The sequence below is a fragment of the Kribbella sp. NPDC050470 genome, from assembly GCF_044458365.1.
GTDB lineage: Bacteria > Actinomycetota > Actinomycetes > Propionibacteriales > Kribbellaceae > Kribbella.
This window is the reverse complement of record NZ_JBITHV010000018.1, coordinates 63,273-78,667: the sequence shown is the minus strand read 5'-3', so window position 1 is coordinate 78,667 and position 15,395 is coordinate 63,273. Positions and strand designations below refer to the sequence as shown.

The following is a 15,395-nucleotide window of genomic DNA, read 5'->3' as shown; positions in this document are numbered from 1 at the left end:
TCCTCAGCGCGTCCCGCCGGCGGCGAACTTCTCCACCGAGGCCACGTTGTCCTTGTCGATGAAGGCCGGCCCGGTCAGCGTCGCCTGCCCACCGCCGATGGTGTTGCCGTTCGTCTTGTAGAGCCACAGGCTGTCGACGGCCAGGTAGCCCTGCAGGTACGGCTGCTGGTCGACGGCCCACTGCACCGAGCCGTCCTTGATCGCGGTGACCAGGTCCTTGTTTGTGTCGAAGGTGCCGACCTTCGCGCTGGAACCGGCGTCCTTGACCGACTGGACCGCGGCCAGCGCGAACGGCGCGCCGAGCGTGACGACGTAGTCGATGCTCTTGTCCTGCTGCAGCTTCGACGTCATGGTCGTGGTGCTGCCCGGCATGTCGGTGCCGGTGATGTAGATCTTCTCGGAGTTCGGGAACTTGTCCTTCACACCCTGGCACCGGGCCTCGAGTCCGACGTGACCCTGTTCCTGGATCACGCAGACCGCCTTCTTCGCACCCAGCTGGGTCAGCTTCTCACCGGCCGCCTGGCCCGCGATCCGCTCGTCCTGACCGAAGTACCCGAGCGCGCCGGCCTGCTTCCACGCATCGATACCGCCGTTCAGAGCCACCACCGGAATGCCGCTGTCGGCCGCCTTCTTCACGTTCGCCTGCATCGCGTCGGCCTTCGCGAGGGTGACGGCGATCCCGTCGACCTTCGAGTCGATCGCGGTCTGCACCAGGTTGGCCTGGTCGGCTCCCTCCGGCGCGCCGGTGTACTGCAGTTCGACGTTGTCCTTCTTCGCCGCGGCCTCGGCACCTCTGCGGACCAGGTCCCAGAAGGTGTCACCAGGCGCCGCGTGCGTGATGAACGCGACCTTCATCCGCGGAGTGTCGGCCACGTTGCCGCCGGAGCCACCAGAGCTCTGTTCCTCCTGCTTGCCGCCGGACGAACTGCAGGCGACCAGCGCCGCGACCAGCACGAACGCAGCCCCCACCGCCGCCGACTTCTTCTGCCACCGAACCATGACTACAACCAGCCTTTCAGACGATCCGCGGGATTACTCCGCGGTGTTGCGTGGGACCAGAGAGTGCACACTCTGCTGGCCGTCAGATCGATACGCCACTCCCGTGGGATCTCAGATAAGACAACGTCCGCTCCGCGATCGGCAGCGGGACGTCGGGCAGACAGGGATACATGTCCTGTTCGACGATCGCGAACAGGTCCACCTCGAGTCCCGCCAGCGCGTCCAGCAGCGGGGTGAACTCGGGGACGCCGTTGGGCGGCTCACACATCACGCCGCGCTTGACCGCCTCGCCGAAGCCGACCCCGTCGGCCTCGACGGCGGCCAGGATCGCAGGGTCGACCTGCTTGAGGTGCACATAGCCGATCCGGTCCGGGTAGTCCTGGATCAGCTTGAGGTTGTCGCCGCCGCAGTAGCTGATGTGACCGGTGTCCAGGCACAGGTTCACGTACGCCCCGTCGGTGTCCTCGAGAAAGGCATCAACGGTGTCCTGGGTGTCCACGTGGCCGTCCGCGTGCGGGTGGTACTGCGTCTTCAGCCCGAACTCCTCGGCGAGCCGGCGACCGAGCTCCGTGACCTGCCGGCCGTGCTCGGCCTGGCCTGCGCGGTCGAGCCGGGGCTCGGTGATTTCTCCGGTGCTTCCGTCCCGCCACATCGACGGGATGACGACCAGATGCTTGGCGCCCATCGCCGCGGTCAGCTCAGCGGTCCTGGCCACGTCACGCCAGGTCGACTCCCACGAATCCGGCCGGTGCAGGTGCTCGAACGTCGTACCGGCCGTCATCGTCAGGCCGCGCTTGTCGAGCTCCGCCTTCAGCCGGGACGGGTCGGTCGGGAGATAGCCGTACGGTCCGAGCTCGATCCGGGTGTACCCGGCAGCGGCGACCTCGTCGAGAAACCTCTCCCACGGCGTCTGCTGCGGGTCGTCCGCGAACCAGACACCCCACGAGTCGGGCGCGCTGCCGACGTTCACCTTGCCCATGTCAGCGATCCCCCTCGGTGGGAGCCAAGTACGGGCGCTGGCCCTTCTTGGCCTCTTCGTACGACGCCGACGCCGCCTGCGTGGAGTCGAGAGCGGACACCTGGCTGACCGGGACGTCCCACCAGGACTCGCTGTCCGGGGCGCCGATCAGCGGGTCCGTGCTCACGTGGATCGCGATCGGGCCGTCCGCGGCCTTCGCCGTGAAGATCGCCTTCTCGAGCTCGGCGCGGTCGTGCACCTCGATCACGTCGACGCCGAGGCTGCGGACGTTCGCCGCCAGGTCGACCGGCAGGTAGTCGCCGTCGAGGCGTCCGTCCCCGCTGCGGCGCCGGTACGCCGTCCCGAACCGCTGGGATCCCAGCGACTCCGACAACGCGCCGATCGACGCGAAGCCGTGGTTCTGGACCAGGACGACGACGACCTTCACGTTCTCCTGGACCGCGGTGACAAGCTCGGTCGACATCATCAGGTACGACCCGTCGCCGACCATGACGAACACGTCCCGGTCGGGCGCGCCGAGGCGGACGCCGATCCCGCCGGCGATCTCGTATCCCATGCAGGAGTAGCCATACTCGACGTGGTATCCCTTCGGGTCGCGCGTCCGCCACAACTTGTGGAGGTCACCCGGCATCGAACCGGCTGCGCACACCACCACATCAGACGGCGCCGACAATTCGTTCACGGCACCTAGTACTTCGCCCTGTGTCAGCAGGCCTTCGGCGAGTTTCGCGGTCACCTCGGCGGGTGGGTTGTAGGTGTTTTCCACAATCGCGTCCCACTGGGTTGCGAGCATGGCCGTCAACGATCTGTACTGGTCACTCACAGACCAGTCACCAAGCGCGGATCCCAACGAAACAAGGGCTTCCCGGGCATCCGCGACGAGAGGAAGGCCGGCATGCTTGCCACCGTCGAAACGCGCCACGTTGATGTTCACGAACCGCACGTCCGGGTTCTGGAACGCGGTCCGCGAGGCCGTCGTGAAGTCGCTGTACCGGGTGCCGATGCCGATCACGACGTCGGCGTCGCGAGCGAGGGTGTTGGCTGCCGTGGTCCCGGTCGAGCCGACGGCGCCGACCGACTGCGGGTGGTCGTAGCGCAGCGATCCCTTGCCTGCCTGGGATTCCGCGACCGGGATGCCGGTCGCCTCGGCGAACTCGCGGAGCGCTTCCTCGGCACCCGAGTAGTGCACACCGCCGCCGGCGACGATCAGCGGCCGCTGCGCGGACCGTAGGAGATCTACCGCCTTGTCGACAATTGATGCTTCCGGCAACGGCCGCGCGACATACCAGGTGCGCTCCGCGAGGAGCTCCTCGGGCCAGTCGTAGGCCTCGGCCTGGACGTCCTGCGGCAGGGCCAGGGTCACCGCACCGGTCTCGACCGGGTCGGTCAGCACGCGCATGGCGTTGAGTAGCGCCGACGGCAGTTGCTCGGGGCGCCAGACGCGGTCGAAGTACTTCGACACCGGGCGGAACGCGTCGTTGACGGAGACGTCGCCGGCGCCGAAGCTCTCCAGCTCCTGCAGCACGGGGGTCGCCACCCGGGTTGCGAACACGTCCGAAGGGAGGAGCAGAACAGGAAGGCGGTTGATCGTCGCCAGGGCCGCGCCGGTCACCATGTTGGTCGAGCCCGGGCCGATGCTTGCCGTGCAGGCGTAGGTCTGGAGCCGGTCACGGGTGCGGGCGAAGGCGGACGCGGTGTGCACCATGGCCTGCTCGTTGCGGGCCAGGATGTACGGCAGCGCCGTCGGATCCTCGAGCTCGGCCTGCAGCAGCGCCTGACCGACGCCGGCCACGTTGCCGTGCCCGAAGATGCCCAGGCACCCGGCGAACAGCCGCTGCCGCCGGCCGTCGCGCTCCGAGTACTGGACGCTCAGGAACCGCACCAACGCCTGCGCGACCGTGAGCCGAACCGTCATCGCCGTCCTCCTCCACACACCATCAACAGGTTCCTCGTCACTGCAGTTGGTCCATCGGTTCGTTCACTCATGGCTCGTCCCGAGAGGGAGGCGGGGGTCGATGCGCTGGGTAGTCCAGAGGTCGCGGACCCAGGCGTGGCGGGGGTCGTCGCTGATCAGCCACGCGCGTTCGGTCCCCGGACCGGCCATCACGTTCAGGTAGTACATGTCGTAACCAGGAGGCGCCATCGCAGGACCATGCCACCCATGAGGCACGAGCACCAGATCGCCGCTGCGGACTTCCGCGAGGACGTCGATCGGGCGGTCCTCGGTGCCGTACACCCGCTGGTACCCGATCGGGTCGTTGCCCTTGGCCCCTTCGGGTGCGTCCTCGGACAGCTGCAGCTCGAAGTAGTAGATCTCCTCGAGCTCGCTCTCCTCGCCCGGCTTGTGCTCGTCGTGCTTGTGCGGCGGGTATGACGACCAGTTGCCGGCCGGGGTGAGCACCTCGCAGGCGATGATCGAGTCGGCGTCGAGGACGGCCGGGGTGCCGAAGTTCCGCACCTGGCGGGACGCGACACCCGCGCCGCGTAGCTCGGTCTCGACCTGCTCGACGCCGATCCGCCGGAACGGGTAGTCGCTCGCCGCCCTGGCGTGCGGGAACGCGATGCGCGCACCACCGGCGCTGACCACGGCCATCGTCGTACCGCGGGGGACGTAGGCGAGGTCGGTCGGGCCGGCGAAGACGTCGGCGCGGCCGCCGAGCGGGACGGTCTCGCCGTCCACGATCACCTCGGCCGATCCGCTCAACGGCAGGACCAGGTACTCGCAGTCGCCGGTGTCGATCTGGACCGACTGGCCCGGAAGCAGCGTGCAGATCGACAGGCCGGTGTGATGCCAGTCCTGCTCACCGGGTCGCACGACCACCTCGAAGCCGTCGCGTGCAGTCGTACCAGCAGGCCTGAACCATTCGGTCATGCGGCACCTCCGTGGACGAGAGCGGCGGCCTGGTCGACGGCGGCGGCCACATCGCCGTCGGGCGGGAAGAGCAGGGCCCGACCGACGACCAGACCACGAACGGAAGGAAGGCTGAGCGCCTTGCCCCACGCTGCATACGTCTCTTCGGGCGAAGTGGTGGGATCGCCACCGAGTAGCAGCGTCGGCAACGTCGTCGCGTCCATCACCCGCGCCAGGTCGTCGACGACCGGCAGCTTGAGCCAGGTGTACGCGCTGGTGGCGCCGAGTCCGGCGGCGATCTGGATCGACTTGATCACCGAGTCCGGATCGAGCAGGTTCGTCACCCGCCCGTCGGTGCGCGTCGACCAGAACGGCTCGACCATCGCCATCAGCTTGTGCTCGGCCAGTCCGGTGACCGCGGCCGCGCTGCTCTCCAGCGTCGCGACCGTGCCCGGGTCGGCCAGGTCGATCCGGGTCAGCATCTTGCCGCCGTCCAACCGGCGAGCGGCGATCTCCTCGGCCGTCCGGTACGCCGTGAACCGGTCGTCCAACTCGAACGCGGCGCCCTGCAGTCCACCGCGGTTCATCGAGCCGATGACGACCTTGCCCTCAAGCGCCCCGAGCATCAGCAGATCTTCGAGTACGTCGGGAGTCGCGAGCACACCGTCGACACCCGGGCGCTCCAGCGCGGTCATCAGGCGGTCGATCAACGCCGGCCGACTGGCCATCGCCATCCGGTCACCGCGGACGCCGAGCGCACCTCGCGCGGGGTGGTCGGCCGCGACGATCAGGAGCCGACCGTCGGCGCCGACGAGCTCACGGCGACGACGCTGCTGCCAGGCCTCGGTGATCCGCTCCGGATGCCGCACCCGCAGGTCGGTCAGCTGGTCGAGTCGCCGTACCGGTCGGCCGACACCGCGAGTGTTGGGTTCGCCGGCGCCGGTCGGGGCGAGAGTCTGCTGCGTGCCCGGGTCGCTCATGCTTCCTCACCCAGCAGGTTCAGGACCTCGGTCTCGGTCGGCATCGCGGTCGAGCACTCGAGCCGGGAGGCGACGATCGCGCCGGCCGTGTTCGCGAACCGGATCACTCTTTCCAGCGGCCAGCCCGCGAGCAGTCCGTGGCAGAGCGCGCCGCCGAAGCCGTCGCCGGCGCCGAGGCCGTTCACCACCTCGACCGGGAACGGCGGCACCTCGACCCGCTCGTCGCGGGTGCGGGCCAGCGTTCCCTTCGGCCCCTGCTTGACGATCGCCAGGTCCAGACCGCGGTCCAGCAATGCCTGGGCGGCCTTGTCCGGATCGGTCTCGCCGACCGCCACCTCACACTCCTCACGGTTGCCGACGGCAACCGTGCAGTGCTCGAGCGCGCGGCTGACCTGGTCGTGCGCCTCACTCGGGTCGGCCCAGAACATCGGCCGGTAGTCGAGGTCGAGCACGGTCAGCGGGCGGCGTTCGCGCGCCTCCCAGGCGACGAAGTGCGCGGATCGGCTGGGCTCGGCGGACAGGCCGGTGACGGTGGACCAGTAGATGCTCGCGTCCCGGATCGCGATCAGGTCCAGCTCGGACGGGTAGATCTCGAGGTCAGGGGCCTTGGGGAACCGGTAGAAGTACAGCGGGAAGTTGTCCGGCGGGAAGATCTCGCAGAAGGTGACCGGTGTCGGCAGGTTGTCGACCGGGGTCACGAACCGGTCGTCGACTCCGAGCTCGCGCAGTGTGCGGTGGATGAAGGTCCCGAACGGGTCGTTGCCGGTCCGGCTGATCACCGCCGAGCGCCGGCCGTGCCGGGCGGCCGCGACCGCGACGTTCGTCGCGCTGCCGCCCAGGAACTTGCCGAAGCTCTCGACATCCTCCAGATGCGTGCCGACCTGCAACGGATACAGGTCCACCCCGATCCGCCCGATGGTCAGAACCTCGTCGGGCGGGTTCACGGAGGCGTTCTGGGTCTCGGCTACCTGGCTCATGAGAGGTTCTCCGCGATGGTGTGCAGGTGGGCGATGCTGGCGCGGACATCGGTGAGCGGGCCGTCGCCGTTGGGACGGGACCCGAGGATGGTGTCCTGCTCGAGGACGTACCAGCCGCGGTAACCCGAGCTCTCCAGAGTGGCGACGATCGTGGTCAGGTCGATGTCGCCGGCGCCCAGTGGGCGGTACATGCCTTCGCGGACTGCGTCGGTGTAGCTGACCTCACCGGCCTGGACCTTCGCGGCCCACGCGGCGTCGACGTCCTTCAGGTGCGTGTGCTTGATCCGCGCAGCGTGCTCCACCGTCAGCGCGACCGGGTCGACACCGCCGATCAGCAGGTGGCCCGTGTCGAGGGTGAGTCCGATCGACGACCCGCGCAGGACCCGGTCGACGTCGTCGGCGTTCTCGACCATCGTCCCGACGTGCGGGTGGATGGTTGCCAGCACGCCGCGCTCGGCCGCCAGCGAGGACAGCTTGTCGAGGTTGCCGAGCAGCGTCGTCCAACCTGTCTCGTCGAGCACCGGGCGGTCGTCGTACCCGTCCTGCCCGGTCGCGGCGGCGAGGACGAGCGTGGTCGCGCCGGCTGCGACGAAGCCTTCGAGCGCGGCGGCGACCTCTGGCGTGGGGTCGTACGCCGGATCGTGCAGTACGACGGGCACGAACCCGCCGACCGCGCGGAGTCCGACATCGGCCAGTGTCTTCGCCTTCTCCGCCGGGTCGGCCGGCAGGAAGCCGTCCGGCCCGAACTCGGTCGCCGCGATGCCGACGTCGCGCATCTCGGCGAGCACTGTCTCCGGGTCGTACTGCCAGCCCCACCCGGGGACTTCGCAGACACCCCAGGAGATCGGAGCGCCGGCGATCCGGAGTGCAAGGTCAGTCATCGGGCCAATCTCCTCTGTTGTCGAAGGCTTCACAGCTGGACGAGCCGGTGCTCGCGGCGGGACAGTTCGCAGGCGTCGGCGATCCGGAAGGCCTGGTAGGCGTCCCGGACCGTGCACGGGACCTCGCGGGTCCCGGCCGCGACCTCGGTGAACGCGGTCAGCTCGGCGACGTACGCCGGCCGGAACCGGTCCATGAAGGTGGCGTGCGGCTGGCCGCCGGGGAAGGTCACCCCGGCCTCGGTCGACCGCAGCGCGGTGTGCTCGTCCAGGCCGACCGCGAGCGAGCCGAGGCTGCCGAGGATCTCCATCCGGACGTCGTGCCCGGCCGCGTTGTACCGGGTGCCGCTGACCGAGACGAACGTGTTGTCGTCGAGGGTGAGCAACGCGGCCGCCGCGTCGACGTCGCCGTACTCGCCGAAGAAGGACTCGCCGCGGTTCGCGCCGGTGGCGAACACGCTGACCACCTCGCGGCCGGTGACGAACCGGAGGATGTCGAAGTCGTGCACCGTGCAGTCGCGGAAGAAGCCGCCGCTGGTCGGGATGTACTCAGCCGGCGGCGGGAATGCGTCGTTGGTGTTCGCCCGGATGTGGTGGACGAACCCGAGCTCGCCGCCCCGGACCGCGGCCGCGGCCGCCTGGTACCCGGCGTCGAAGCGGCGCTGGAACCCGATGTGCACCGGTACGTCGGACGCCTCGACCAGCTCGACGACGCGCAGGGTCTCGTCCAGGTCGATCGCGACCGGCTTCTCGCAGAAGGTCGGGATCCGGGCCGCGACACCGGCCGCGATCAGGTCCGCGTGCGCCGAGGTCGCGGCCGCGATCACGAAACCGTCCAGCCGGCTCGCCAGCAACGCGTCCACGTCCGGCGCGTACTCCAGCCCGAGGTCCTTGGCGACCAGCTCGGCCCGGCTCGGGTCGGCATCCGCGACCACCACCTGGTCCACCGCCGGCAACCCCTTCAAGGTCGCGGCGTGGAACGCCCCGATCCGCCCGACCCCGACCAACCCGATCCGCATCCGCGCAGCCCTCTCCTCGACACCGGAACCATCCACCCCACAGGCGCGCCGAGTCCTGCCGGGCGGCGCGCCGATTGACCGCCAGCTTTCCGGCCCGCGCCAGACGTGTCAATAGTTTGTTAACACATTTTCACGTAGAGACATACATACCTCCCTGTTGTAACATCCCGCCATGACGGTACTGATGCCACGCCTTCGGCGCGGCGGGTCATGGGGCTGGAACTCCCGGCCTTCCCTCGTCTCTCCGGTCGCTTCGCTCCCTCCGTTCCTCAGTCCAGGCCGGGAGGCCCCATGACCGGCGCCGCGTTGCCGATTCAGCTCGATCGGTCGAGCCCGGTGCCGCTGTACCACCAGCTCGCCGAGCAGCTGACCGCTGCCATCACCGAGGGCCGGCTGCGCCCGGGCGACCCGTTCGAGAACGAGATCGGCATGTCCGACCGGCTCAACCTGTCCCGGCCGACCGTCCGCCGGGCCATCTCGGAGCTGGTCAACCAGGGCCTGCTGGTCCGCCGCCGCGGCATCGGCACCACGGTCGCGAACCAGATGGTGCACCGCAAGGCCGAGCTCACCAGCCTGTACGACGACCTCGAACGCGAGGGCCGCACACCCCGAACCGAGGTGCTCTCGCTGGACTGCGAGGCCCAGGACGACCGCGCCGCCGCGGTCCTCGAGCTCCCGCCCGGGACCCCGCTGGTGGCGATCGTGCGGCTCCGGTACGCCGACGACATCCCGCTCGCGATCATGCGCAACTGGTTGCCGCCGACCCTCAACGACCTCACCCTGGAGCAGCTCACCGGCTCCGGCCTGTACGCCGTACTGCGGGCTCGCGGGATCCGGCCGACGGTCGCCCGGCAGCGGATCGGCGCCCGGAACGCGACCGCCGAGGAACGCCGTACCCTGCACATGTCCAAGGCCGAGCCGCTGGTCACCATGACCCGGTCCGCGTACGCCGCCGACGGCCGGCCGGTCGAGTTCGGCGACCACTGCTACCGCGCCGACCAGTACTCGGTCGACGTGGTCGTGTCAGAACGCTAGGACAGCCGGCTCGAAGCTCGCAGCATTCAGCGGTACGACGAAGAGGCCGACGCGCAAGGACGAGTCGAGCACGTACCAGAGACCGGCGACCGAACGCCAGGAATCCTTCCAGGACACGATTTCCGGGACACCGTCGACTACCGGGGCCGTCCTGTTTCCAGCGTAGGTCTTCACCGTGACAGCCGTTGCCACTGGCAACTGCGCAAGGTAGACCGACGGGTGCTGGACCAGGTCCACGGCCCCCGGAACGGCGCGGGCGGATCCGATCACGACCCCGGTCCCGTCGGTCGCGGCGGTGGCGAAGATCCGCGGCGTACGGATCGGCGGATCAGGTTCGTAAGCGTGCTCGCGCAGTGCCAACTGCAGGTCGGTACCGGACCGGCGGGCAGCGGCCAACTCGCTCACCTGCGTTCCATTGCCCACCACAACCCAGTCACTCGCCCGAACGGCCGCGGTGTAGTGCCGCAGGTTGTCCCTCGCACCGCCCGAGGTGTCCTCGACCACGATCTCCCACTCGCCAACCACCAGCCGCCGCCGCTTCGACGCCGGACTCCGCCCGGTCAGCCAGTACCCGACGAACGGCACTCCACCCTCATCGCGCCCGATCACCAACCCACGGCCCGGATACTCGACCGCCCCAGCAGCATCCTCAAGTGACCTCACCCCGCGAGCCTATCGACGGCTCGCGGGGGTGAGCACTCAGGCCTGGTTGGCCAGCAGGGTGCGGACCAGACGGAGGCCTACGGAGAGGTGGGCCAGCTCGGGGCCTTCGGTTTCGACGATCTCCTCGAGCATGGTGGCGGCGCGGGACAGGGCTGCCTCGTTCTGGTCCTGCCAGGTGATGACACGCTGCTCGGGCTCGGCGGACGCGTCGGTGGCCTTCAGGACCTGAGCGGTGAGGCCTGCATGCACGGCGTGCAGGTCGTCGCGGAGGGCGGCCCGGGCCATCGTCTGCCACCGGTCGGTGCGCGGCAGGCCGATGATCCGTTCCAGGAAGCGGCCGAGCTGCAGCCGCTCGCCAAGGGCGAAGTGCACCTTCGCAACCTCGAGCAGGTCGAGGTCGCCGTGCGACGCGGTCTCGATGATGCCGAGGCCCGCGTACGCCGGGGGCAGCACGGCGATCCTGGACGCGAAGTCGGCCGGAACCCCCTTGTTCACCAGGGCTTCGCGGCGCTGCTCGAACAACGCCAGCTCACGGCCGCGCAGCACGTCGGGCAGCGCGGTGGTGAGCTTGGTGATGCCCGGGCTGAAGAACTCGATCAGCTCCTCGATGTCGACCGGTGGCCGCCGGTTGCTGACCAGCCAGCGGGTCGCCCGCTCGACGAGGGTCCGGGTCTCCAGCCTCATGTGGGTCTGGGTCGCGGCGTCGACGACGTTGTCCAGCTCGGCGTTGCGCGCCAGCAGCTCCGGCTGGGCGAAGATCCGGGACGCGGCGAGGTTCGCCCGGACGACGTCCTCGACCGTGCCGCCGGTCTCCAGCGAGAGCCGGTGGTACGCCGTGATGCCGGAGGTGTTCACGAACTCGTTCACCACCTGGGTGGTGATGATCTCGCGACGCAGCTGGTGGTGCTGGATCTGGTCGGCGAACCGCTTCTGCATCGGCTTCGGGAAGTAGCTGGCCAGCTTGTGCGCCAGGAACGGGTCGTCCGGCAGCGACGTCTTCAGCAGGTCGGACTCGAGCACGATCTTGGTGTAGGCGATCAGCACCGAGAGCTCCGGCGACGACAGGCCGCGTCCCTCGGCCTTGCGGCGCTTGAACTCGGCCACGCTCGGCAGGAACTCCAGCTCCCGGTCCAGCAGTCGCTGCTTCTCCAGCCGCCGTACCCAGTCCTGGTGGACGTGCATCAGGGCCGGGGCCTGCGCGGTCGCGTTCGCCAGCGCGATGTTCTGCCGGTAGTTGCTCTTCAGCACCAGCCCGGCCACCTCGTCGGTCATCGACGCGATGATGTCGTTGCGCTGCTTCTCGGTCAGGTCGCCGTCGGCGACCACGGTGTCCAGCAGGATCTTGATGTTCACCTCGTGGTCGGAGGTGTCCACGCCGGCCACGTTGTCGATGAAGTCGGTGTTGATCCGGCCGCCGCTCGACGCGTACTCGATCCGGCCGAGCTGGGTGAAGCCGAGGTTGCCGCCCTCGCCGACCGCCCGGGCGCGCAGCTCCGCGCCGTTGATCCGGATCGCGTCGTTCGCCTTGTCGCCGACGTCGGCGTTGGTCTCGGCCGACGACTTCACGTAGGTGCCGATGCCGCCGTTCCAGAACAGGTCGACCGGCGCCTTGAGGATCGCGTTCATCAGCTCGGCCGGGGTCAGCGTGGCCGCGGACCCCTCGATCCCGAGAACGGCGCGGACCTCCGGCGAGACCGGGATCGCCTTGTCCGTGCGCGGGTACACGCCACCGCCGGGCGAGATCAGCGCGGCGTCGTAGTCCGCCCACGAGGACCGGGGCAGCTCGAACAGCCGGCGCCGCTCGGCGAAGGACTTCGCCGCGTCCGGCGACGGGTCCAGGAAGATGTGCCGGTGGTCGAACGCCGCGACCAGCCGAATGTGCTCCGACAGCAGCATCCCGTTGCCGAACACGTCACCGGACATGTCGCCGACACCGACGACGGTGAAGTCCTGGTTCTGGCAGTCGTGCCCGAGCTCGCGGAAGTGCCGCTTGACCGACTCCCACGCACCGCGCGCGGTGATGCCCATCGCCTTGTGGTCGTACCCGACCGAGCCACCCGAGGCGAACGCGTCACCGAGCCAGAAGCCGTACTGCTTGGCCACTCCGTTCGCGATGTCCGAGAAGGTCGCCGTGCCCTTGTCGGCGGCAACGACCAGGTAGGCGTCGTCACCGTCGTACCGGACCACGTCGCGGGGCGGGACGATCTCGCCGGCCACGATGTTGTCGGTGATGTCGAGCAGCCCGGAGATGAAGGTCTTGTACGACGCGACCCCCTCGGCCAGCCACGCGTCCCGGTCCACCGACGGGTCCGGCAGCTGCTTGGCGTAGAACCCGCCCTTCGCGCCGACCGGCACGATCACCGAGTTCTTCACCATCTGCGCCTTGACCAGGCCGAGCACCTCGGTCCGGAAGTCCTCCCGGCGGTCCGACCAGCGCAGGCCGCCGCGGGCGACCGCGCCGAAGCGCAGGTGCACACCTTCGACCTGCGGCGAGTACACGAAGATCTCGTACGCCGGCCGCGGTTGCGGCAGGTCCGGGATCGCCTTCGGCTCGAGCTTCAGCGAGACGTACGGCCGCGGCGACCCGTCGGCGATCGCCGGCTGGAAGAAGTTCGTCCGCAGCGTCGCCTTGATCACGGTCAGGTAGGAGCGCAGGATCCGGTCCTCGTCCAGGCTCTGCACCGTGTCCAGCGCGGCCAGGATCTCCTTCTCCAGCTGGGCCGCGTGGTTGAGCCGGTCCGGGTCGTCGGCGGCGCCGCGGGCCGGGTCGAAGCTGGTCTCGAACAGCTGCACCAGCAGCCTCGCCACGTCCACGTGGTTGAGGAAGGTCTCCTGGATGTAGGCCTGGCTGAACGGCGTACCGCCTTGCCGAATGTACTTGTGGTACGCCCGCAGGATCGACACCTGCCGCCAGCTGAGGTTGCCGCGCAGCACCAGCGCGTTCAGCCTGTCGGACTCGGCCCGGCCCTGCCAGACCGCGTGGAAGGTGTCGGAGAACAGCGTGCGCAACTCGTCGCGCTCGTCGGTGTCGGCCGGCACCTTGAGCCCGAAGTCGTAGATGTACGCCGCCGCGCCACCGCCCGGCCGGATCTCGTACGGGCGCTCGTCGATGACCTCGACACCCATGTGGGTCAGGTGCGGCAGCACCTGGGACAGCGAGAGCGACGAGCCGGTCCGGTAGACCTTGAACCGGCGCTCACCCTCCCACTCCTCGTCGATCGGGGTGTAGAGCGACATGGCCAGGCCGTTGTCCGGCGGCAGGCTCTCCAGCACGTTGACGTCGTTGACCGCGACGCGCGGGTCGAAGTCCTCCTTGTACGCCTCCGGGAAGGCGTCGGCGTACTTGCGGGCCAGCTGGGTGACCGCACCGTCGCCGCCCTTGGCATGCAGCGCGGCGGTGAAGTCGTCCACCCAGGCCCGGGTCGACGCGACCACCATGTGCTCGAGCAGGTCGGCGTCGTACTCACCGACTGTCTCGCCCTGCTTCATCCGGACGACGAAGTGCACCCGGGCGAGCACGGACTCGGTCACGTAGGCGGCGTAGGTGACGGTCTCGGCGCCGATGGCGTCCTTGAGGATCTGCTGCATCCGCAGCCGGACCGCTGTGGTGTAGCGGTCACGCGGCAGGTACACCAAGCAGGACAGGTAGCGGTTGTAGACGTCACGCCGTACGAACAGCTTGACGGCGCGCCGCTCCTGCATGTGCAGCACAGACTGCACGATCGGCAGCAGGTCCTCGACCGGCGCCTGCAGCAGCTCGTCGCGCGGGTAGGTCTCCAGTACGTCGAGCAGACCCTTGCCACTGTGGCTGTTCGGGTCGAAGCCCGTCAGCCGGAACAGCTCCAGCGCCTTGCGGCGCAGCACCGGCACCTGCATGACGCTCTCGGTGTACGCCGTCGACGAGAGCAGGCCGATGAACCTGCACTCCGCGACCGGCTCACCGGTCTCGTCGAACTGCTTGATGCCGACGTAGTCCAGGTACGCCGACCGGTGCACGGTGGACCGTGAGTTCGCCTTGGTCAGGATGAGCAGCTTGCGCTCCTGCGCCTTCGCGCTCACCTCCGGCGGCAGCTTGCCCGAGCTCGGCTTCGGGTCGGCCCGCAGGATGCCCAGGCCGGAGCCGGCCCGGCCGCGGAGGATGCCCTGGGTGCCCTCCATGGTGAAGTCGTACTCGCGGTAGCCGAGGAAGGTGAAGTGCTCGTCGGCGAGCCACTCGAGCAGCTCCCGGGCCTCCTCCACCTCGTGCTCGCCGACCGGCAGCCGGTCGGCGTCCAGGCCCTCGGCGATGGTGACGGCCTTCTCGTGCATCTTCGGCCAGTCCTCGACCGCGACCCGGACGTCGTGCAGCACCCGCTGCAGCTCGTCCTCCAGCGCGCGCTGCTCGGCGACGTCGGGGATCCGCTCGATCTCGAGGTGCATCCAGCTCTCCCGGACGAGGTCGTGCTCGTCCGAGGTAGCGGTGTCGTCCAGGACCTCCTGCAGGGTGCCGGCCATGTCCCGGCGGACCACGAACTGCGGGTGCACCAGCAGCTGCAGCTCGAGGTTGTGCTCGTTGATCACCATCGCGGCGCTGTCCACCAGGAACGGCATGTCGTCGATGACGATCTCCACCACGGTCCGGCCGTTCGCGGACCAGCCGTGGTCCTCCGGCGTCGGCGTGAAGACGTGCACCTTCGCCGTACCCTGCGGCCGCGCCATTGCGGACTTGTAGTGGTGCTTCGCGGCGCCCAGGCAGTCGGTCGGCTCCCGCTCGGCGACGTCCTCCGCCGCGACGTGCCGGTAGTACCGCTCGAGGAAGGTCTTCAGCCTGGACGGATCGATCGACTTGTCGTGCCCCTGAGTTCCGGCGGCCACCGCCTTGGCGAGCACTTCCGCCTTCTGGACGTCCAGCTTGCTCTGCATTCCCCACCGTCTCCAACGCGTGCCAACGGCGCTGTTCGCACCGGCCGCACGACGTTGTGCGACAACTCAGAGACTAGTCCACCTTGGTCACTGGTGTGCTGTCGGGACGGGC

At 69.1% G+C, this 15,395-nt stretch carries 11 protein-coding genes; 1 reads left to right on the top strand and 10 read right to left on the bottom strand.

Features of this window, described 5'->3' with window-relative positions:
* Positions 1-3: 3 nt before the first annotated feature.
* The 8 genes from ACIBGM_RS41650 to ACIBGM_RS41615 all read right to left on the bottom strand — a co-directional run bounded on the left by ACIBGM_RS41650 (position 4) and on the right by ACIBGM_RS41615 (position 8,683).
* Complete coding sequence (locus tag ACIBGM_RS41650) at positions 4-999, bottom strand: sugar ABC transporter substrate-binding protein (RefSeq protein ID WP_360524518.1); 996 nt, start codon at positions 997-999, stop codon at positions 4-6.
* Positions 1,000-1,081: 82 nt separating this feature from the next.
* A complete protein-coding gene (locus ACIBGM_RS41645; RefSeq protein WP_360524521.1) occupies positions 1,082-1,978 on the bottom strand; it encodes a TIM barrel protein in 897 nt (298 codons plus the stop codon).
* Between the two features lies 1 nt (position 1,979).
* Entirely contained in the window at positions 1,980-3,893 is a 1,914-nt protein-coding gene (iolD, locus tag ACIBGM_RS41640; RefSeq protein ID WP_360524524.1) for a 3D-(3,5/4)-trihydroxycyclohexane-1,2-dione acylhydrolase (decyclizing), read from the bottom strand.
* Between the two features lie 63 nt (positions 3,894-3,956).
* Complete coding sequence (gene iolB, locus ACIBGM_RS41635) at positions 3,957-4,850, bottom strand: 5-deoxy-glucuronate isomerase (protein ID WP_396388688.1); 894 nt, start codon at positions 4,848-4,850, stop codon at positions 3,957-3,959.
* The gene (locus ACIBGM_RS41630) at positions 4,847-5,809 is read right to left on the bottom strand and encodes a deoxyribose-phosphate aldolase (RefSeq protein ID WP_360524530.1); all 963 of its coding nucleotides are present in this window, start codon (positions 5,807-5,809) and stop codon (positions 4,847-4,849) included. The genes iolB and ACIBGM_RS41630 overlap by 4 nt, the downstream gene beginning before the upstream one ends.
* Positions 5,806-6,786: a 5-dehydro-2-deoxygluconokinase gene (gene iolC / locus ACIBGM_RS41625; RefSeq protein WP_396388687.1), complete on the bottom strand. Its 981-nt coding sequence runs from the start codon at positions 6,784-6,786 to the stop codon at positions 5,806-5,808. Before iolC ends, ACIBGM_RS41630 begins: the two co-directional genes overlap by 4 nt.
* Positions 6,783-7,667 (bottom strand): sugar phosphate isomerase/epimerase, encoded by an 885-nt coding sequence (locus ACIBGM_RS41620; RefSeq protein ID WP_360524536.1) that lies wholly within the window; start codon positions 7,665-7,667, stop codon positions 6,783-6,785. The genes iolC and ACIBGM_RS41620 overlap by 4 nt, the downstream gene beginning before the upstream one ends.
* Before the next feature lie 29 nt (positions 7,668-7,696).
* Positions 7,697-8,683, bottom strand: coding sequence for a Gfo/Idh/MocA family oxidoreductase (locus ACIBGM_RS41615; protein WP_360524539.1), 987 nt, complete (start codon positions 8,681-8,683; stop codon positions 7,697-7,699).
* A 291-nt stretch (positions 8,684-8,974) separates the two neighbouring features.
* Here ACIBGM_RS41615 and ACIBGM_RS41610 point away from each other — a divergent pair, with 291 nt between their 5' ends.
* A complete protein-coding gene (locus tag ACIBGM_RS41610; RefSeq protein WP_360530989.1) occupies positions 8,975-9,718 on the top strand; it encodes a GntR family transcriptional regulator in 744 nt (247 codons plus the stop codon).
* Here the strand turns inward: ACIBGM_RS41610 and ACIBGM_RS41605 are convergent.
* A complete protein-coding gene (locus ACIBGM_RS41605) occupies positions 9,707-10,381 on the bottom strand; it encodes an IMP cyclohydrolase (RefSeq protein WP_396388686.1) in 675 nt (224 codons plus the stop codon). The two genes, ACIBGM_RS41610 and ACIBGM_RS41605, sit on opposite strands and share 12 nt — an antisense overlap.
* 36 nt (positions 10,382-10,417) lie before the next feature.
* Positions 10,418-15,283 carry an NAD-glutamate dehydrogenase gene (locus ACIBGM_RS41600; RefSeq protein WP_396388685.1) on the bottom strand — a complete coding sequence of 1,622 codons (4,866 nt, stop codon included), beginning with the start codon at positions 15,281-15,283 and terminating at the stop codon, positions 10,418-10,420.
* Positions 15,284-15,395: the final 112 nt, after the last annotated feature.